Annotated in this window: 18 protein-coding genes; 9 read left to right on the forward strand and 9 right to left on the reverse strand. The window is 52.3% G+C overall.

The annotated features are described in order from the left end of the window. Positions 1 to 68: 68 nt before the first annotated feature. Positions 69 to 1,568 carry a carboxypeptidase M32 gene (locus tag CLV36_RS08025; RefSeq protein WP_106342307.1) on the reverse strand — a complete coding sequence of 500 codons (1,500 nt, stop codon included), beginning with the start codon at positions 1,566 to 1,568 and terminating at the stop codon, positions 69 to 71. 214 nt (positions 1,569 to 1,782) lie between these two features. Here CLV36_RS08025 and CLV36_RS08030 point away from each other — a divergent pair, with 214 nt between their 5' ends. The 4 genes from CLV36_RS08030 to ptsP all read left to right on the forward strand — a co-directional run bounded on the left by CLV36_RS08030 (position 1,783) and on the right by ptsP (position 6,707). Then, complete coding sequence (locus CLV36_RS08030) at positions 1,783 to 4,005, forward strand: sigma 54-interacting transcriptional regulator (protein WP_106342308.1); 2,223 nt, start codon at positions 1,783 to 1,785, stop codon at positions 4,003 to 4,005. A 171-nt stretch (positions 4,006 to 4,176) separates the two neighbouring features. Next, positions 4,177 to 4,506, forward strand: coding sequence for a PTS sugar transporter subunit IIB (locus tag CLV36_RS08035; RefSeq protein WP_106342309.1), 330 nt, complete (start codon positions 4,177 to 4,179; stop codon positions 4,504 to 4,506). A gap of 222 nt (positions 4,507 to 4,728) precedes the next feature. Further along, a complete protein-coding gene (locus CLV36_RS08040; protein ID WP_022737089.1) occupies positions 4,729 to 4,983 on the forward strand; it encodes an HPr family phosphocarrier protein in 255 nt (84 codons plus the stop codon). Positions 4,984 to 5,003: 20 nt separating this feature from the next. Next, positions 5,004 to 6,707, forward strand: a complete 1,704-nt coding sequence (ptsP, locus tag CLV36_RS08045) for a phosphoenolpyruvate--protein phosphotransferase (protein WP_181352899.1) — start codon at positions 5,004 to 5,006, stop codon at positions 6,705 to 6,707. A gap of 121 nt (positions 6,708 to 6,828) precedes the next feature. Here the strand turns inward: ptsP and speD are convergent, their stop codons facing one another. Continuing rightward, positions 6,829 to 7,239, reverse strand: coding sequence for an adenosylmethionine decarboxylase (gene speD, locus CLV36_RS08050; RefSeq protein WP_022737091.1), 411 nt, complete (start codon positions 7,237 to 7,239; stop codon positions 6,829 to 6,831). A gap of 371 nt (positions 7,240 to 7,610) precedes the next feature. Here speD and CLV36_RS08055 point away from each other — a divergent pair, with 371 nt between their 5' ends. The 4 genes from CLV36_RS08055 to CLV36_RS08060 all read left to right on the forward strand — a co-directional run bounded on the left by CLV36_RS08055 (position 7,611) and on the right by CLV36_RS08060 (position 8,927). Beyond that, positions 7,611 to 8,093: a DinB family protein gene (locus CLV36_RS08055; RefSeq protein WP_106342311.1), complete on the forward strand. Its 483-nt coding sequence runs from the start codon at positions 7,611 to 7,613 to the stop codon at positions 8,091 to 8,093. 16 nt (positions 8,094 to 8,109) lie between these two features. Next, a complete protein-coding gene (locus CLV36_RS17845; RefSeq protein ID WP_281257245.1) occupies positions 8,110 to 8,232 on the forward strand; it encodes a hypothetical protein in 123 nt (40 codons plus the stop codon). 106 nt (positions 8,233 to 8,338) lie between these two features. After that, the gene (locus CLV36_RS17235; RefSeq protein WP_022737093.1) at positions 8,339 to 8,515 is read left to right on the forward strand and encodes a hypothetical protein; all 177 of its coding nucleotides are present in this window, start codon (positions 8,339 to 8,341) and stop codon (positions 8,513 to 8,515) included. Positions 8,516 to 8,576: 61 nt separating this feature from the next. Then, positions 8,577 to 8,927 (forward strand): L,D-transpeptidase, encoded by a 351-nt coding sequence (locus tag CLV36_RS08060; RefSeq protein ID WP_106342312.1) that lies wholly within the window; start codon positions 8,577 to 8,579, stop codon positions 8,925 to 8,927. 1 nt (position 8,928) lies between these two features. On the opposite strand, the gene CLV36_RS08065 is transcribed toward CLV36_RS08060, so the two are convergent. Both CLV36_RS08065 and CLV36_RS08070 read right to left on the reverse strand, forming a co-directional pair. After that, positions 8,929 to 9,312 (reverse strand): hypothetical protein, encoded by a 384-nt coding sequence (locus CLV36_RS08065; protein ID WP_022737095.1) that lies wholly within the window; start codon positions 9,310 to 9,312, stop codon positions 8,929 to 8,931. A gap of 1 nt (position 9,313) precedes the next feature. Beyond that, on the reverse strand, positions 9,314 to 10,225 hold the full coding sequence (locus CLV36_RS08070) for an alkaline phosphatase family protein (RefSeq protein ID WP_181352901.1): 912 nt from the start codon (positions 10,223 to 10,225) through the stop codon (positions 9,314 to 9,316). A 74-nt stretch (positions 10,226 to 10,299) separates the two neighbouring features. Here CLV36_RS08070 and CLV36_RS08075 point away from each other — a divergent pair, with 74 nt between their 5' ends. Continuing rightward, positions 10,300 to 10,599 carry a DUF1811 family protein gene (locus CLV36_RS08075; protein ID WP_106342314.1) on the forward strand — a complete coding sequence of 100 codons (300 nt, stop codon included), beginning with the start codon at positions 10,300 to 10,302 and terminating at the stop codon, positions 10,597 to 10,599. 101 nt (positions 10,600 to 10,700) lie between these two features. Here the strand turns inward: CLV36_RS08075 and CLV36_RS17240 are convergent, their stop codons facing one another. The 5 genes from CLV36_RS17240 to metH all read right to left on the reverse strand — a co-directional run bounded on the left by CLV36_RS17240 (position 10,701) and on the right by metH (position 18,546). Further along, positions 10,701 to 10,838, reverse strand: a complete 138-nt coding sequence (locus CLV36_RS17240) for a hypothetical protein (RefSeq protein ID WP_181352903.1) — start codon at positions 10,836 to 10,838, stop codon at positions 10,701 to 10,703. Positions 10,839 to 10,911: 73 nt separating this feature from the next. Further along, entirely contained in the window at positions 10,912 to 11,871 is a 960-nt protein-coding gene (locus CLV36_RS08080) for a 4-hydroxy-3-methylbut-2-enyl diphosphate reductase (RefSeq protein ID WP_106342315.1), read from the reverse strand. A 164-nt stretch (positions 11,872 to 12,035) separates the two neighbouring features. Next, complete coding sequence (locus CLV36_RS16975; protein ID WP_146130609.1) at positions 12,036 to 12,497, reverse strand: hypothetical protein; 462 nt, start codon at positions 12,495 to 12,497, stop codon at positions 12,036 to 12,038. 736 nt (positions 12,498 to 13,233) lie between these two features. Continuing rightward, a complete protein-coding gene (locus CLV36_RS08085; protein WP_106342316.1) occupies positions 13,234 to 15,090 on the reverse strand; it encodes a bifunctional homocysteine S-methyltransferase/methylenetetrahydrofolate reductase in 1,857 nt (618 codons plus the stop codon). A 12-nt stretch (positions 15,091 to 15,102) separates the two neighbouring features. Continuing rightward, on the reverse strand, positions 15,103 to 18,546 hold the full coding sequence (gene metH / locus CLV36_RS08090; RefSeq protein ID WP_106342317.1) for a methionine synthase: 3,444 nt from the start codon (positions 18,544 to 18,546) through the stop codon (positions 15,103 to 15,105). Between the last annotated feature and the right edge of the window lie 41 nt (positions 18,547 to 18,587).

Consider the following 18,587-nt stretch of genomic DNA (forward strand, 5'->3'; position numbering starts at 1 on the left):
GACGCAGACGGCCCAGCACCAAACCGCCCCACCCCCGCGAGATCGGATGCGCAGGGGTGGGGCGAGGCTTAACGCCCGAGGTGCAATTCGTCTGCTTTCCGCTTCAGATAAGCGATGTAAGGGGTGATCGTCATCTCAGAGCCGGTCGCTCGCCGCACCAACTCCTTCGCCGTCCACCTGCTTCCGTGGCGGTATACGTTCTCCTTCAACCAACCATGGAGGGTCGATACGTTTCCGTTCGCAATTTCGTCCGGTATCTGCGGATGGACGCGGCATGCGGCCTCATAAAATTGGCAGCTGAGGATGTTGCCAAGGGTGTATCCTTGAAACATCCCGCCGATGAAGTCTGCGTACCAATGAATATCTTGAAGCACCCCGTGGTTATCATCCGTCGGACTGATTCCAAGATCACTTTGGTAGCGGGAGCGCCACATCTCCGGCAAATCTTTGACATCCAGTTTTCCTTCCAACATGGCCATTTCCAGATCGAAGCGGATGATAACATGCAGATTGTATGTAAATTCATCCGCTTCAATGCGAATGAGCGACTTCTCCGCCCGGTTGATCGCCCGCACGTAGTCATCCAAGGAAACATTCCCCAGCTGGGATGGAAAAGCGGCTTGTAAAGAAGGATAGTGCGCTTGCCAGAATGCCCAGCTCCGGCCGACGACATTTTCCCACAAGCGGGATTGGCTTTCATGAATCCCTGACGAGGCTCCCGTGTGCAACGGTGTTCCTTCCAAATCAGGGTCTATACCCAACTCATAAAAGGCGTGCCCCGTCTCATGGATGGTGCTAAACAGCACCTCCGTCACATCCTCTTCATTGACCCGCGTTGTGATTCGCACATCATCGTGCGCCAATCGAATCATGAACGGATGAGGTGACAAGTCAAGCCGCCCGCGGTTGAAGTCGAAGCCCATAGCGCTGATCAGCTGCTTCACATAAGCCAATTGCTTTTCTTTAGGAAAGTGCTGTTTAATGCAGGCTTGCGACACCTCCGGACCGGATGTCACCTGTTCCACCAATGGTACCAACTGCTTGCGCAATTCCCCGAACAACGCTTGTAGCTCTTTAGCTTTCATGCCATAGTCAGCGCGGTCGATCAGCGGATCGGCCACATGATCAAATCCAGAGAAATAATGGGCGTATTCCCGGCTCAGCTCCAATGTCCGTTCCAGATGCGGAGCCACCTTGTCAAAACAATTTTCCTCCCGGGCGGCCACCCAAGCCTGATACGTTTCTGAAGTATTTTGATAGAAGCGGGAAACAAAATCTGCCGGCACCTTTGTTTCCCTGTCAACCTCTCTTTTCGCCGCGCGGATCAAATCCGCTTCAAGGGAATCAGACGGCCATTGGCCATCCAGTTCTTCCAAAAGTTCACCCAAGCGGGGATCAGTCAGCTTATCATGCGCAATCCGCCCCAATGTCGCCAATTGGCTACCCCGCGCACCTCCTGCCGCTTGGGGCATATATGTATTTTGATCCCAATTCAACAGTGAGATTGCAGATTGCAAATCATAAATTTCCTTGAGCCGCTTTTTCAACTCTTGCCATTTCTCTTCCATTTTGTTCCCTCACTTATCTTATGCGCTGAATCGTTCATTCTTAATTGAATTTCTTCATATAAAACATTCTTCCTGCTCCCGAAATGATTTCCGCAGAAAACAACGCTCCTTAATCCCTTAACTTGCCAATCAATCCTAAGGAATCCAATCGACAATTACTGTGCAAAGTGTGTATGATAGAATCACCAACTTTTACACGGAGCGAAAAGGAAGTATGAAAAAACTTGATGCCATCCATCAACAACTGAACAAACAGCCAGCAGGAACCACTGCGGGAGAGTTGGCAAAACAATTGGACTTAGACCGTTCAACCGTCAGTCGTTACCTCAACCAACTTGTCAAACAGGGGTTGGCGGAAAAAATTGCCGGGCGACCAGTTCTGTACCGTCCAACCCAGCCAGAGGCTCCATTTCCGATGCAAGCGGCCCATTCCGGGATCGCCGACCTGTTGAAAGAAGCATTAGCAGCTTTATTGTATCCCCCGAACGGATTACCCATCTTGCTCACCGGTGAAACAGGGGTGGGTAAAACACACATGGCGCAAACACTGGTTCAAGTCGCCACGGAAGCAGGCCACTTATCGCCGGGCACACCGTTTATCACCTTCAACTGCGCCGAATACGCCCAAAATCCGGAACTCTTGCTGGCCCAGCTATTCGGGGTGAGAAAAGGCGCCTTCACCGGAGCCGTAGAAGACAAGCCGGGCTTGGTGGAACGGGCCGATCGCGGCATTCTTTTTTTGGATGAGATCCACCGCCTTCCCCCATCGGGTCAGGAAATGCTGTTCTCCCTGATGGATCAGGGGAGCTTTCGCCGGCTAGGGGAGACCCATGCTGAACGAACGGTGGCCATCCGCCTGATCGGCGCTACCACGGAAGCACCGGATGCCGCCTTACTGCCCACATTGATGCGCCGTTTTTCAGTCAAGCTGACCATTCCTCCGCTACGTGAACGCCCACCGCAAGAACGGGCGCGGCTACTCTCCACTTTCTTGAAAGAGGAAGAAACGCAGATGGGGGTACCCTTGACTGTGACAGAGGAATGCCGGGCCCGTTTTTTGTCTTATCCCTGCCCGGGCAATATCGGCCAATTGAAGAGTGACATTCAAATCGCTTGCGCCAGAGCCTTTCTGCGTCAGCTTGGTCACCGCAAAGACCAAGTGATCGTCACCATCAACGATTTGCCGACACACCTGCGCCAACAAGGGCCAGTGACCACGGCCATCGCTTCCCGCTTGAAACAGGTGCCCTCAGACAATATTTATGAGCAACTGTTGCATCGCCATGCCCTGTTGTCACAGCAAGGCGCGACACCGCTGGAAATGGAACGGGAACTTCAGGAAACTGTCAATTCCTACATCCGCCGCTTGGTCACCTCATTCAAACCGGGCGATTCCCAAGAAAGCGAACCACCGCTGGACCCGCAATTGCTCCAATTGTTGGAGCAGACGCTCTCACCGTGGCGTGATAAACTCCCGCAAGCGGCACAGCCATTTCCACTGAAAGCGTTGGCATTGCACATCCAAGCCTTCATCCGGCAACCGGAACGGCGCCCAGCCCAACCCGTGCCATCCGACTTGCCTGTCCTTCCTCTGCACAAAAAAATAGCGCGGCAAATTGGCCGTGCTTTGGAAGAGCATTACCAGCTGCGCCTGCCTGAATATGAATTGGACTTGATCGCCCTCTTTTTCTCGCTGGATGGACAAACCGATCAGGCCAAGCAGCGGTGCATCGCCACAGTCTGTCTCACCGGGGAAGGAGCCGCGTCCACTCTGGAAAGTTGGTTAACAAAGCGCCTGCCGCCCGCCGACAGCGATGTGGTGATCCGCTCGGCGCAAATCGATCCGTTTACGCGCCAGTCCCCAGGGTTAGAGCAACTGCGGGAAACCTATGACTTGATCGCCATCGTGGGCACGGTTCCGCCTGCCCTGACGGATATCCCTTATTTCCCAGCATGGGAGTTGTACCAGCCAGAAGGATTCCGCAAGTTGGCGCACCATTTGGCCAAGACCCGCAAACCACAGCCGGTGCAAGAATCGGAAATCCCGTTAACGCCGGAACGGGTGCCAGAACTCATCCTTCAAGGGCTTTTGGACACAATAACCCATTATAACCCCAAACGGTTGGTGCGATTGATTGAGCAAGAAGCGCCCCGCTTTCGGGAACTGTTTGACTGGACGCCCGAACGGGAGATGGGCATGTGGATGCACGTGGGCATTTACATGGATCAACTCCTTGCTGCCCAATTACACCGGACGCAAGCCAAAGTAACCTCCCAAAGTCCACCTGCTCCCAAACCGCCCACCGCCTATCTGACGCTGTGGGAGGGTTTTCTGCAACAATTGGAACAAGACATGGGTGTCCGATTTCCGCCCGCCGCCGCGCATGAACTGGCTCGTTTGTCTGCCGAAACAACAAACAGATCCATTTCTTCATGAACCGTGCGAAGTGTGCAACCTGTTTTTGCACACTTTCCCGGTTCATCTTCATTTACCGCCCGTTACAAGGGTTGGCATCAAAATTGCACGTCATGTGGGTGCCATCCCCCGAAAGCGGGTTTTCCATCTGGGAGAGAAGTAAAAAACCTGTCACCGGGGAGGGATAAACCGATGGGTCGCACCATCCGTTTATTGCTTGTGTGCAGTTGGGGCGCCTCTTCTGGCGTGCTTTGCCGAAAAATCAATGATGCCGCGCAGGACAAAGGGGTTCCCTTGGTGGCAGAAGCCGTCGGGATCCATGAGTGCCAAGCGAAGTTGCCGCTAGTTGATGTGATTTTATTGGAGCCGCAAATCGGACATCATAAGCGTGACCTGCAAAAAAAGGCGGATGCCCATGCCATCCCCTTGGCCATGGTGAACCCAGTAGCCTTCGCCACCATGAACGGCGAAAAAGTGTTGGAGCAAGCAATGGCGCTCGTCTCCATTCCTTTCTCCTCTTGAAACATAACGCCTTTGGCACACAGACAAATGAAAGCGTACAACAAAAAACGCTGTTTCATCCGACACCTTAAACCGTCACAAACAGCGCCAGAAGATGAAGAAAACCATTGCGGGTTTTCCCGCCAAACGGGATCATCCATTCTGGCAGGCATGCGAGCCATTCTCGGAAACGGCCGCACGCCCCCATTCAAATAAACCGTAAGAAAGGATTTGTGAAGATCAATGGAAAAAACAGTAACAATTACCAACGCAAGTGGATTACATGCACGTCCAGCAGCACTTTTGGTGAAAGAGGCTTCCGCGTTCAAAAGCGTTATCAAATTAGTGAAAAACGGAAAAGAAGTGGACGCTAAAAGTTTGCTCGGCGTAATGTCCTTGGCGGCCAAACAAAATGATGAAATTACGATCCGCGCTGAAGGCGAAGATGCAGAAGCAGCTGTCAACAAATTGGCGGAAATCATCGCAACGCTTTCGTAATGATTAAGGGGGATTCCACAGTGAGCCAGACAATCCAAGGCGTAGGCGCCGCACCGGGCATCAATCTGGGCACCGCTGTATGGTGGCGCAAAGAGCAACCCACGGTCACGGTGAAAACGGTTGCCGACACGCAAGCGGAAACGGCAAAGTTAAAACAAGCGATCGATCAAACCAAAGAGCAAATCAACACTTTGCGCCAAACAGCGGCGGAGCGCATGGGCGAGGAAGAAGCGCAAGTGTTTGACGCTCATTTGGCGTTTTTGGACGACCCCGGTTTCACCGGTGAAATGGAAAACCGCATCCATAGCCAGAAAAAAAACGCAGAGGCGATCTGTCAAGAAGTGACGGAAGAGATGAGCGCATTGATGGCGTCGCTCGATGACGAATACATGCAAGCCCGCGCCGACGACATCCGTGATGTGGGCTCTCGGTTGTTGCTGAACCTGCTTGGCAAAAAGCCGTTCGACCCCTCGCAGTTGAAAGCGGGAGATGTGGTTGTCGCCGAAGAATTAACCCCATCAGACACCGCACAGTTTCCGGAAGGCATCGCCGGCATGGTGACGGCCAAAGGGAGCAAAACCGCTCACGCGGCTATCATGGCTCGCACCTTGGGCATTCCGGCAGTGCTAGGGTTGGGCGCATTGATTAACAACATTCAAGATGACGACAAATTGATCGTGAACGGGGATAAAGGAACGATCATCCTCAACCCTAGCGAAGCAGAAGAACAAGAGGCTCGGCAACTCATCGCCGCCCAAAAAGAAGCACGGGAAGCCGCTTTGAAAGAGGCAGCGGCTGATGCCTATACGGCAGACGGCAAACGGATTCAAACATTCGCCAACATCGGTAGCTTGAATGACATTGAGCTGGCAGTCAAAAACCATGCTGAGGGAGTCGGCTTGTTCCGCACCGAATTCTTGTACTTGGAAAGCGACCACTGGCCAACCGAAGAAGAGCAATACCAAGCTTATGCCAAAGTGCTCTCCGCCTTCAACGGACGACCGGTGGTGATCCGTACCTTGGATATCGGCGGGGACAAAGACCTGCCATATGCTGATTTGCCGAAAGAGGAGAATCCTTTCCTCGGCCACCGCGCCATCCGTTATTGCCTAGCCAACCCAGACGTCTTCAAAACGCAATTGAAGGCGCTGTTGCGGGCAAGCGTACATGGTAACTTGTGGATCATGTTCCCAATGATCGAGAACCTGTCTGAAATCCGTGCGGCCAAAGCCTTGCTGGAAGAATGCCGGCAAGAACTCACCGGTGCAGGGACAGAGGTCGCCGACGATATCAAAGTCGGCATCATGATCGAAGTGCCGGCAGCAGCCGTCACCGCCGATCTCTTGGCGAAAGAAGTAGACTTCATGAGCATCGGCACCAATGACTTGACTCAGTACACCTTGGCCGCCGACCGTGGCAACGAGCAAGTGGCCCATCTGTACGACGCCGCCCATCCCGCGGTGCTGCGCTTGGTCAAAATGACCTGTGACGCTGCCGATAAAGCGGGCATCTTGGTAGGCATGTGTGGAGAGCTGGCCGGAGACGTAACCATGACGGAAATCTTGGTCGGTCTCGGATTGCATGAGCTGTCCATGAGCGCATCCGCGATTCCAGAAGTGAAGCAACGCGTGCGCCTCATCGACAGCGCCAAGGCCAAAGCGCTGGCGGACAAAGCCCTTCAGTTGGAAGATGGCGATCAAGTCCGCGCACTGATTCGTTCCTAACAATAAAAACGAATAAAACCGACTCGCTAGCGAGTCGGTTTTCGTCATTCGCAAAATTAAGTAAAGCCGACTAAAATCTCCCATCGTGAGACTTCAGTCGGCTACCACATGTTCTCTATGTTCAAACAGTAACTTCTTCTCTAGTCAACGTAGCTACGTCTGGTTGGATGACCTCAATCGGCCCTACACCTCTGCGAAGCACTTTCGAAAATGCTTGCGTCGGCTTCAGCACATCGATCATGTATTTGATGGCGATCATGGGATCAACAGTGTGACCACAGGTGTAACAATCCAGGGCAGCGAACCCTTTTTCCGGATAGGTATGAATCGTCAGATGACTTTCCGAGAGCATCACAAGCACTGTGGCCCCCTGGGGCTCAAATTGTTGGGATTGTACTGACAAAATCGTCGCCCCACATGCTTTAGCAGCTTCTTTCATATGATGCTCCAAAAACGCAACATCATTGATCAGATCAAAGTCAACGCCCCACGCGTCCATCGCTACATGTCTTCCGAAAGTAGAAAATTCCATATCTTTCGGCCCCCTTCCTAGCAAAAAGTTGGTGTGAGCCAAATTCCGCTAGGATCTGCTTGTTCACCACGGGGGAAGGTTAGTCCAGTGAGGTCCCAACCCTTTAAGTGAATCCTGGATCCTACTAGCTCAATGTCACAATCATTAACTTAACACATCTCTTTATGAACTGCAACAGTTATTTTAGGCAAAAATGATCTCACTCCTGCCCTGTATTTTGCCACAGCAAGAAGGACACACCCATCCCCTCTTCATTGTTAATTAATGTCACTTCAGCCGTTTGCTTTCAAAGGGTTTCATGCTCCTAGTAGAGAATTAATCCGATTAACCGTTTTGCCATTTCCAATACACAACAGAAAGGATGAGGAGCATTGACCGCCATTTGCCAAATCAGGCAACACCTCTTTGAAGAGTTGGATTTAATGGTTCGCACCACTGCCGCATTGATTGAAAAAATCGAAGACAAGGATTGGCATTACCAACCGCAATCCGCGATGCGCACTCTCCTTGAAGTTGTCAATCATCTCGTCCAAATCCCCACTGTCGATTTAGCCATTATTCAGGAACAAGACGAAATCTCCATACGTAAACTGGAAAAGGAACTGTTCACCGACAATGCGACGGAGCTACTGAATCTCTTGCACTCCGGCGCAGACCGCCTAAAATCGTACATGGCAGCCTTAACCGTCGAGGACTTTGTCCACAAAACGGGCAAACCGTTTTACAGCCAGGAAGGCATTGCCTATTCCAAATGGCTGATCGAAATCCTGACCCACCTGTCCCATCATCGTTCCCAACTCTTCGAGTATTTAAAGCAATTGCACTACAACGTCAATATGTTTGATCTATATTGATTCTAGGGCGTGACTGGTGAATCAAGTTGGTAGGGAAGAAGCGGCGGAAAAACCTTTTCTCGAGGAGCGCCTAGCAACGCGTGAAGCGAATGAGAAAATGGTTTTGGAGCCGCTGGCCTATTCATCAGACACGCTCTAGTCCCGAATGTCTAAAACCCTTTGAAACGGGAAGGATAAGACATTAGGGTAATCGGATTCGCCGGATACGACCCATACGCACATCCTTCACCGCAGGAGGCTGAACGATGTACTTATCCCCCAGAGAGCGAGGTATCGTCATTCGGGCGCTAATCAAAGTGCTGGCGATGGAGCCGCGCGCAAATGAATATAAAAAATTGTTGGACCGCTTGCGAGAAGAACATGAACGGGAAGGGGAAATCTTGTTGATTAACGGTTTCCTCTGCAACATGGACGATGGCTAAAATCATGGGTGCATGCATCACTCCTTTTCTTCGTATGTTGTAGAAAAGGAGTGATTTTATTATGTATTTGATTGTGATTGAATTAAAACGGTTCCGGCTATACCTATACCAAAACGGCAAGCAGATCAGATCTTATCCCATCGCAATCGGCCGGGTGGCCAGCGCCACCCCCGAAGGCACTTACCGGATCATCAACAAAGTCCCCTACCCTAACAGTTATCCCGGCGGCCCCCTCAGCCCCTTCGGCACATACTGGCTGGGATTGTCTCGTCCCCATTATGGCATTCACGGCACCAACCGCCCGTCTTCGATCGGCAAACGAGTTTCCAGAGGCTGCATTCGCATGTACAACCATCATGTAAACGAATTGGCCCGCATGGTTCCGATCGGCACCACTGTCATCATCCGCTGATTCACCATCCAGCCTTGGGGTGTTTTTTCAACACCACGTCAGAGATCAGCAAGTAAGGGGAATATTCTTCAGCGGCTAATGGCTGCGCCGTGATCAGCATAGCAAACGGCTCCTTCGTCCGCTCGTCCGCCAACAGCACCCCGGCGTGTTCTTTGGCAAAAGCGATCGCATATTCTTGGCCATCAGCCAATTTGAAACAATACAAATAAGCGTCATTCGCTCGATCATACAACCAGACGGACTGCATCTCCCGGGTCAGTGCCTGATTCGATTCCGTCCATTCCGGAATGGACAATATCAGCACCGCGCCGTTGCTCAATTCCGCCCATCCTCCGTCTTCCGGTATGACTGCCTGCCGAATCTGTGGAATATACCTTGTCGACATCTTAGCTTTCCCCTTTCTGGCGCCGTTCCACCAACCGCTGTAGTAGCGGTGCAATACAGCATAAATTCCACTCAGCCACTTGCCCGTCTTCAATCGCCCCGACATCTCCAACCACCAACGTCGGAACCGGGTTCATGGTATGGGTGCGCACGCGCAAGTCCTCCATATTCCCATGGTCGCTCACCAGCACAATCGTGTCCTGGCGTTGGCGCAACCGAAGCATGGCCCCCAGGAATCGGTCCAATGTCTCAACCACCCACCGCACCAACTCGGGATCATGCTTGTGCCCCGCGCGGTCACTCAAGAAAAATTCATGCACCACCAAATCATGGTCGCGTCCCAAGCGAGTGAGATGTTCGGCCGCCGTTTCGGGCGTGATCTCGTCCACCTCGGGCAAATGCTCTTTCAACGTGCGCCTGGTCAAATCATGATATACCGCTTCCCCCCGCAACAACTCTGGCAGGTATCGAACCGGCACCTGCGCCGACAGCATCGTCGCAGTCGACACGGAAATCCAGCCGCGTTTGGTCGCCGGCCGCTCAAAATATTCCTGAGTGTAGCTATTCGCAAATGTAGCTTTCCAACCTTTGCGGACAAATTGCTTATAGATGTTGTCTTCCTGAACCCAGTCGCGCAAACGGCGAAACGGTAGTCCGGCCATATGCATCCCCATTGCTTGCGGCGCATTTCTGCCGGTAAAAATGGCCGCTTGGCCTGTTGCGCTCTGCGGCAATCCCTCCACCCCAAGCCGGGTATCCGTCGCGATCAGGCGCACTTCTTTTCCATGCGCACCAACCGCCGCGCGGCTAAGCGGCAATCCGCTCAACCAGCTTCTGAAATGCGGCGTCGGCTCAGTCACCCAAGGATTGTATTCCGCATCGTCGCCCAACCCTACTCCATCAACAAACAGCAAGAAAACAGTAATCCCCTTCACCTCCAGTCTTTTTCATTGTAACATGTGATTGTGATACAAAGGAGGAAACGAAGATGCGCTTCAGCGAGATGGACAAAGAAACCCTTACCGAAACGATTCGCCAGCTGGAACAGGAAGAGAAGTGGGCGAGAGAACACGGACTAGACAGCCAAGTTCATATCATCAGCCAAAAACGCAAACTGGCCCGCTCGTATTTGGTCGATCCCGCCACCATCCCCCCGAAACGGTGGTACGCGGTGGAAGGGGAAACGCGCCGCTTCTATGTGGATTATCTCAACGGCGTGATGGCTTGGGGGAATTGGGAAGGGACTGAAGATTGGGTCGCTCTTCCATTGGCCGTGCTAAAAAGTTAATTTTTTTGGCAAATCCGGGTTAAATTTCGTCTTTTTGAACATACTACATCTAGGAGGTGTGTTTAAAAAAGATGTATTATGTCATAAGAGATTCTGAAAAATTACCACCATCCATCATTCACGAGGACAACTACTTCGCCTGGTATAATCCCATGAAAAAGGATCATCAGGTGGAATTCCGCGGTACCATGAACCAATGCTACGACTTCATGGCTACCCGCTACCAACAAAGATAACATGCTTGCGTTTCGCCTAATTGTTAGAATAATCAAGCACATCCACCCAACAAAAAACCGGGGTTGCCCCGGTTTTCTATTTTTGCCGATTCAACTTTTTCTCACGCACTGGCGGCAAGATTTTCTTCATGTCCACTTTGCGCTCAATCACCCAGGTGCTTGGATCGCTCTCTTCAAACTGCTCCAGAAACTGAATCACTTCGCGGGTAATCGGCGTCGGGGTGGATGCGCCCGCCGTCACGCCCACCTTTTTCTTCCCTTTCAACCATTCGATGTTCAATTCCGTCACATCGCTGATCCGGTACGCCTCTACGCCGGCGATCTCTTTGGCCACCTGTGCCAAGCGGTTAGAATTGTTGCTGCGCGGATCTCCTACCACAATCACCAAATCCGTCTGCTTGGCTTGTTCGGCGACCGCTTCTTGCCTCTCTTGCGTTGCGAGGCAGATTTCATTGTGAATCTCGACCGTCGGGAATTTGGCACGCACTTTATTCATCAAATGCGCCGTATCCCATTGGCTCATGGTCGTTTGGTTGGTAACCAACAGCCGATCTGTGTTTAGTTCCAACTTCTCGATGTCTTCTTCCTTCTCAATCAGGTGCACGCGCCCCGGAGCGACGCCCATCGCCCCTTCCGGCTCCGGATGGTTCTTCTTGCCAATGTAGATCACTTCATATCCGTCAGCCACTTTTTCGCGAATCAAATCATGGGTGCGAGTTACATCCGGGCAAGTGGCGTCCACGATCGTCAGCCCTTTTGCCCGCGCCTTTTTGCGCACCTCTGGCGAAACGCCGTGGGCCGTGAAGATCACCGTCCCCTTGTCCACTTTATCAAGAAGCTCGAAGCGATTTTCCCCATCCAGGGTGATGATGCCTTCATCTTCAAAGGCGTCCACGACATGGCTGTTGTGGACGATCATACCCAAAATGTATATCGGACGCGGCAAGTCCAAATTTTTGGCGGCTTGTCGAGCCAAAACCATGGCATCGACCACGCCATAGCAGTATCCGCGCGGTGTGATTTTCACTACTTCCATTCCTGTTTCCCTCCCGACCCCGTTTGGTCCGAGGCATAGTCCATCTCATTATAGCTTATTCTCCAACTGGAACCAAGGGAAGGTCGCCCGGCTCTGGCCATCCCAAAAGATGGGCTGGTCTGCACGGTACATTCGCACGGGGGCATTCATAAGATACACTGTCATCACAAATGAAGGAAGTGAAAACATGGAAAGACCACAAAAACCTTACACGCCGCCAGCACCACCTGCAAAGCCGATGCCACCGATGCCGCCCATGCCACCCATGAAACCGATGCCGCCATGCCCGCCCATGAGACCTTGCCCGCCGGCGCAACCGATGCCGATGCCAATGCCCATGCCGTATCCATATCCAGGGCACCATCATATGATGCACCGTTTGCCGTGTGATCCCCATGCTTTGCGAAATCTGTATATGCAATTGAAAATCTGCCATAAGTTCGAAATGGCAATGCTGAAGTGGCATATGAAATATTGTTGTAGCCGCCGCCGTCCCCATCCCGTTCCCCCGCGTCATTGTTCTTCCTCACACGTATCTTCATCAAGACGGCACGAAAGCAGTTGCTGTTGTTAACAACCCGCCTTCCCTCCAAGCAATTCGGGAGGGCATCCTTTCTTTTTTGCACAAAAAAACCCCGCCATGCTCCGCGAGGTTTTTAAACCAATGATAAGTGCTTATAAAAAAACGGGTTCCGCCGGAGCAGAGCGGGTCCGGCGATTGTGGCCGGGTGAAGTTGCAGGCCTAGTTCTCCTTGTTTTTAATGCGTTCGCGTATGTACAGGCCCGCCAAAATAAATGAGATCAGCATGGAGAACAGCAACAGGCCATGTTCCAGAATATTCGCATACATCTCCCCGGCTTCCCTCCTTCGACTCATTCGCCTTTAAATTTATACTATATAACAGAATAAACGTAAAGATAAAGCCACTTTAATTCAAAATATGGACAATTCATCCCTGTTTCTATTCAATTATTGCTGTTGATAAAGTGAATTTTCCACTATGGAAATGATTGGTTCCAGGGGTACGACCAACATCTTACCCAGAAGACCAGCTTTCTCTCATCCGATGCAAAATCCATCTTTTTGTATGATTTTGACATCTCTTGTCTTGTTGTGTCGAATGAAAGGAATGCAACGAATGGTCGTCAAATAGTTATCCGAGAATCCAATCATTCCAATGGTTGTAGCATAAAATCTAAAAAATTGATAAAAAGTTGACACAAAATCGTTTGTCGCATCGAATGATTATGTACCTGAACTTTTTCATCTCAGTTTTGGTTTGGTTTTGGGTGTTTCCATGTTTATCCCCCCTGTAAAAACAGGGGGGGATTTTTTTCTTGCCCGTACAGAACCTGTTTCCATCAGGCCCGCAAAGCAATGTGCTGACTATCGTACTGATGGATGAAGCGGATCAGCTCCTCAGACATCTGCCAATATGAGAATGGAGTAATCAAGTAAATCCCATTGAAACGGGATAATGCCACTTCCAGCAATTCCTTCGCTACCGCCACGCCTTCCCGGCGCCCTGCCGCTTTGTCTGGCTGTTGCTCCATGCGCTTTAACACTTCCGGCGAAATTTTTATCCCTGGCACTTCATTATGCAAAAATAGCGCATTGCGATACCCCGTCAACGGCATGATCCCGATGAAGATGGGGATGGGGATGTGTTTCGTCGCTTCATGCACATCGATGATTCCTTGGGCGTCATACACAGGCTGAGTCATGATGAAATCGGCTCCTGCCTCCACTTTTTTCTCCAGGCGACGCACGGCAGCGTCCAACTGGCGCACATGCGGATTAAACGCTGCTCCGACGACAAACCGGGCTTTCTGTTTCAATTGGCGTCCAGCAAAGGAGATTCCCTCATTCAGTTGCTTCACCATGCGGATCAGCTCAAACGAAGTAACATCATAGATGGAGCTAGCCCCCGGCAAGTCGCCCATCCGCGTCGGATCTCCGGTGATGACGAGGATTTGGTCGATGCCCAAGGCATGAAGGCCCATCAAGTGTGATTGTTGCCCCAACAGGTTGCGGTCACGGCAGGCAACATGGACAAGTGGCTCAATTCCCATCTTCTCTTTTAAAATCGCCCCCAAGGCCAAATTGCTCATGCGGGCAGTGGCCAAGGAATTGTCAGCCATCGTGATCGCATCAACCCCTGCTTGGTGCAACCGGCTGGCACCATGCAAAAAAGCGGAAATGTCCAAGTCCTTGGGTGTGTCAAATTCGCACACGATCGTCCGTTTATGGCGCACTTTCTCTACGACCGTCGGTTTGACGCGCTCGGTTATCTCCACCGCTACCGGTTGTGCTGTCTCCCGATTCTGCGGATTGCGGCGTGGCACCGGCTTTCTTCCTTTCAGGCTTTGGGCTAGCAACCGGATGTGTTCAGGGGTAGTGCCGCAACATCCCCCCAACAAGCTAACCCCTTGCTCCACCAACAACTCCGCCGTTTGTTCAAAATAGGCGGGATTAGATTTATAAGCCAACTCCCCATCGGTGATCCCTAACCGGCTGGCATTGGGAAACGCGGTGATGACCAATTGTTCTGGCACCACCGTTTTCTCCAATCCGCGCAACAATTCCATCGGCCCCAAACGGCAATTGAGACCAACTCCATCTACCCCCCGCTCAGCCAACAACTGAAACGCGGTAGAGATGGAAAACGCATCACGCGTCCGGCCCACTTCCAACATTGAAAACTGTGCCAGTAAGGGAAGTTTGGTAAGAGGACGGATCACTTCGACAGCCAACAGCATTTCCTTTACATCGAGAAATGTCTCCAACAGAATGCCATCCACCCCGGCATGCAACAGCGCCGTGGCTTGTTCTTCATACATGTCGCGGTATTCCTCTTCATCATAGGCGGGCATGCGCCCGGCACAGATGGAGCCGATCGAGCCCAAGATGTAGGCATCATCCCCCACCGATTCTCGGGCCAAACGCACCGCTTCCCGGTTGAGGCGCGTCACTTTCCCTTCCAACCCATACCGCGTCAACCGCTCCCGGTTGGCTCCATACGTATGCGTCTCAATCACCCGCGCTCCCGCTTCATAATAAGCTTGGTGCACTCCCACCACCAGTTTGGGGTCGCTTAGCACCAACTCTTCGGTACAATCGCCGATGGAAACGCCCTGCTGGTACAAATAAGTGGTCATTGCCCCGTCGCCCACGAGCAACTCGCTCCGCAACCGTTCAATCAAATTTGGTTTGCCCATCTATTTTCCTCCTCACACCACACTGAAATAACGGGCTTCAGGGTGCGCAAACACCATCGCCGACACCGACGCTTCTGGCTCCATCATAAACCCTTCCGTCAGCGCAACCCCGATCTCTTCCGGCTCAAGCAATCGGAACAGCTTGGCTTGGTCTTCCAGATCGGGACAAGCTGGGTATCCAAACGATACGCGAATTCCTTGATATCTGGCGGCAAATCGTTCTTTCATGGTCATGGTGACCGGGTCGGGGAAGCCCCAAGCACTACGCATCACCTGATGAATCCGTTCCGCAAACCCTTCCGCCGTCTCCAACGCCAATGCTTGCAACAAGTGGGAACGCAAGTAGTCGCCCTGCTCTTTCCACTTTTCCGCTTGCTCGCGCACTCCCAAACCGGCGGTGACGGCGAAAAAGCCGACGGTATCCATCTCTCCCGACTCCACCGGCCGCACAAAGTCAGCCAAACAGAGATAGGAGCCTTTCGTCTGTCTTGGGAAAGTAAACCGTTCAATAACCCGACTGTGATCGTTGGGGTCATAAATCAGAATCGTGTCGCCATCCGCTTGTGCCGGGAAAAACCGATAGCAACCGTGCGGCCGGATCAACCGGTCGGAAATAGCCGCGGCAAACAACTCATCCACCTGAGCTTTCAATTGGCAAGCTTTCTCATCACCAGCGGCCAACAGCTCCGCCACATTCCCCTTCAGGCCCAGATGCTTGCCCAAGAGCATCTGCTCATTGATATAAGGGCGCAGTTGCGCGAGCGGCACGTCCCGATACACATGCTTCTCATAGTCGGGTGGGACGAACAACGGAGCTTGACGGTTGATGTCGCTGACACGCCGCTCAGCCACCTGCACACTCGCTTTCACTTCGGTGTTCGCCGCTTGCGATTTGACCCGCTTCGCCCGCAACTCGGCCTCCAGCGCATCCCGTTCTTCCGGATTCATCAAACGGTTTGCCAATTCAAGGCCATTCATGGCGTCTCGGGCATACAAAACCGGGCCATTGTATTCGGGAGAGATGCGGGTATCCGTAAATTTACGTGACAACGCCGCCCCACCGACGAGCATCGGCACATGAATATCCGCTTTTCGCAAATCCTGCGCAGTCACTACCATCTGTTGGGCGGACTTCACCAACAAGCCGGACAACCCGATCATATCTGGACGCTCACGCCGCGCTGCTTCGATCAGTTGTTCCGGCGGCACCTTGATGCCGAGGTTCACCACCTCATAACCGTTATTGGCCATGATGATTTCCACCAAATTCTTGCCGATGTCATGGACATCGCCTTTTACTGTAGCCAAGATCACTTTCCCCCTGGCATGCGTCTTCGCTTTGTCCATATGGGGCTCCAGATAAGCCACGGACGCTTTCATCACTTCGGCGCTCTGCAACACCTCGGCCACAATCAGTTGGTTGTCGTTGAACAAGCGCCCCACTTCATCCATGCCCGCCATGAGCGGCCCATTAATAATGTCAAGCGGCTTATATTTAGTCAGCGCCTCATCCAGGTCGGAAAACAGGCCGTCTTTGCTTCCCTCCACCACATAACGCGCCAAGCGCTCCTCCAATGTCAGATGGACTGATTGCTTTTTCTCTTCCACTTTTTTATCTCGATAAAAGGCCGTGAATTCAGCCAGCACTGCATCGTAATTAGCTTGGTTGGTGTCAAAGAGCAATCGCTCCGCCAAACGGCGTTCCTCTTCCGAAATCGAAGCGTAGCGCTCCAGTTTTTCGGTATTCACGATGGCATAGTCCAAACCGGCTTTGGTGCATTCATACAGATAAACGGCATTAAGGACTTCGCGACCCGCCAATGGCAAGCCGAAGGAGACGTTGGACACACCCAAGATGGTGGCAGTGCCGGGAAGCGCTTCTTTGATCAGGCGGATCCCCTCCACCGTTTCCACGGCCGACCCAATGTACTGTTCATCACCTGTGCCCACGGGGAACACCAATGGATCGAAAATGATGTCCTCTGGCGCAATGCCGTATTTCTCCACCAACAATTCATACGATCGCAATGCCACTTCCAGTTTGCGCTCCCGTGAAACAGCCATGCCCTGTTCATCAATGGTTCCAACCACCACCGCGGCTCCAAATCGCTTCACCAGCGGCAACACCTCTTGGAAGCGCTCCTCGCCGTCCTCCAAGTTGATGGAATTGATCACTGCTTTGCCTTGCGTATAAGTTAATGCCCGGGCAATCACTTGGGGGTCAGTAGAGTCGATCATCAGCGGCGCTTTGACTTTCTTGGTGACAAACGACAAAAACCGCTCCATATCAGCCAATTCATCACGGTCAGGATCGGCCAGGCAGATGTCGATCACCTGGGCTCCCCCTTTCACCTGCTTGCGGGCGATCTCTGATGCTTCCTCATAACTCCCTTCCACGATCAAGCGTTTAAACTTGCGCGAACCGATAACATTGGTCCGCTCCCCAACTAAAATGGGGCGGTTGTCTTCTAAGAAAACGGCCTCAATTCCCGATACAGCGGGAGCATGTGTGGCTTGCAACTGGCGTGGTTTAATGCCAGCCAATGCTTCGCTCATCGCCCGGATGTGATCAGGCGTGGTGCCACAACAGCCCCCGGCAATATTGAGCCAACCGTTAGCCGCAAAATCGGCCATTTTACGGGCCAGCGCTTGCGGCGTTTCCAAATAGTCACCGTTTTCATCAGGCAAACCGGCATTCGGGTAGCAACTGACGGCGCATCGAGCCATCCCCGCCAGGGTGCGGATATGGTCGGTCATGAACTCGGGGCCGGTCGCGCAATTCAAGCCCACGGCAAACGGTTTGAGATGCTCGATCGACACATAAAAAGAGTCAATCGTCTGTCCCGCAAGCATGGTTCCCATCGGTTCAATCGTGCCGGAGACCATCACCGGCAAGGTGACACCTAATTCAGCGAACGCCCGCTCAATACCCACACTCCCCGCTTTGACATTTAGCGTGTCTTGCGATGTTTCCAACAAGAGAAAGTCAACGCCCCCTTGAATCAAAGCTTTTGCCTGCAAATAATAGCCTTGGGCCAGCTCGTCAAAGGTGGTGCCACCGGTCACGGACAGCGTTTTGGTAGTCGGACCCATCGCCCCGGCAACATAGCGCGGCCATTCCGGCGTTGAGAACTTGCGGCATGATTTCACCGCCAACCGCGCCGCCGCTAAGTTGATCTCTTCCGTCAATTCAGGCTTTTCATACTCTGCTAACACGATGGGAGTCGCCCCAAAGGTGTTGGTTTCTACAATATCTGCCCCCGCCGCGAAATAGGCATCGTGAATCGACTCGATGAGATCAGGGCGGGTCAGGTTCAACATCTCGTTGCACCCATCTAAGGCTTCCCCCCCAAAGTCCGCCGCCGTCAACGCAGCTTGTTGCAACATCGTCCCCATCGCACCATCCAAGATTAGGATCTTCTCTTTCAGTCGTTCAGACACACACTGCTTGGCCATGCTGGCTCCACCCTCTCCTCAAAATAAAAAAAACACCATTC

This window comes from Laceyella sediminis (assembly GCF_003003125.1).
Classification (GTDB): Bacteria; Bacillota; Bacilli; order Thermoactinomycetales; family Thermoactinomycetaceae; genus Laceyella; species Laceyella tengchongensis.

Excerpts from the sequence above, each read along its gene's own strand:
- CLV36_RS08025 (WP_106342307.1), bottom strand. The coding sequence starts at position 1,568 with ATGGAAGAGAAATGGCAAGAGTTGAAAAAGCGGCTCAAGGAAATTTAT.
- CLV36_RS08030 (WP_106342308.1), top strand. The coding sequence starts at position 1,783 with ATGAAAAAACTTGATGCCATCCATCAACAACTGAACAAACAGCCAGCA.
- CLV36_RS08035 (WP_106342309.1), top strand. The coding sequence starts at position 4,177 with ATGGGTCGCACCATCCGTTTATTGCTTGTGTGCAGTTGGGGCGCCTCT.
- CLV36_RS08040 (WP_022737089.1), top strand. The coding sequence starts at position 4,729 with ATGGAAAAAACAGTAACAATTACCAACGCAAGTGGATTACATGCACGT.
- speD (WP_022737091.1), bottom strand. The coding sequence starts at position 7,239 with ATGGAATTTTCTACTTTCGGAAGACATGTAGCGATGGACGCGTGGGGC.
- CLV36_RS17235 (WP_022737093.1), top strand. The coding sequence starts at position 8,339 with ATGTACTTATCCCCCAGAGAGCGAGGTATCGTCATTCGGGCGCTAATC.
- CLV36_RS08060 (WP_106342312.1), top strand. The coding sequence starts at position 8,577 with ATGTATTTGATTGTGATTGAATTAAAACGGTTCCGGCTATACCTATAC.
- CLV36_RS08065 (WP_022737095.1), bottom strand. The coding sequence starts at position 9,312 with ATGTCGACAAGGTATATTCCACAGATTCGGCAGGCAGTCATACCGGAA.
- CLV36_RS08075 (WP_106342314.1), top strand. The coding sequence starts at position 10,300 with ATGCGCTTCAGCGAGATGGACAAAGAAACCCTTACCGAAACGATTCGC.
- CLV36_RS17240 (WP_181352903.1), bottom strand. The coding sequence starts at position 10,838 with ATGTTATCTTTGTTGGTAGCGGGTAGCCATGAAGTCGTAGCATTGGTT.
- CLV36_RS08080 (WP_106342315.1), bottom strand. The coding sequence starts at position 11,871 with ATGGAAGTAGTGAAAATCACACCGCGCGGATACTGCTATGGCGTGGTC.
- CLV36_RS08085 (WP_106342316.1), bottom strand. The coding sequence starts at position 15,090 with ATGGGCAAACCAAATTTGATTGAACGGTTGCGGAGCGAGTTGCTCGTG.
- metH (WP_106342317.1), bottom strand. The coding sequence starts at position 18,546 with ATGGCCAAGCAGTGTGTGTCTGAACGACTGAAAGAGAAGATCCTAATC.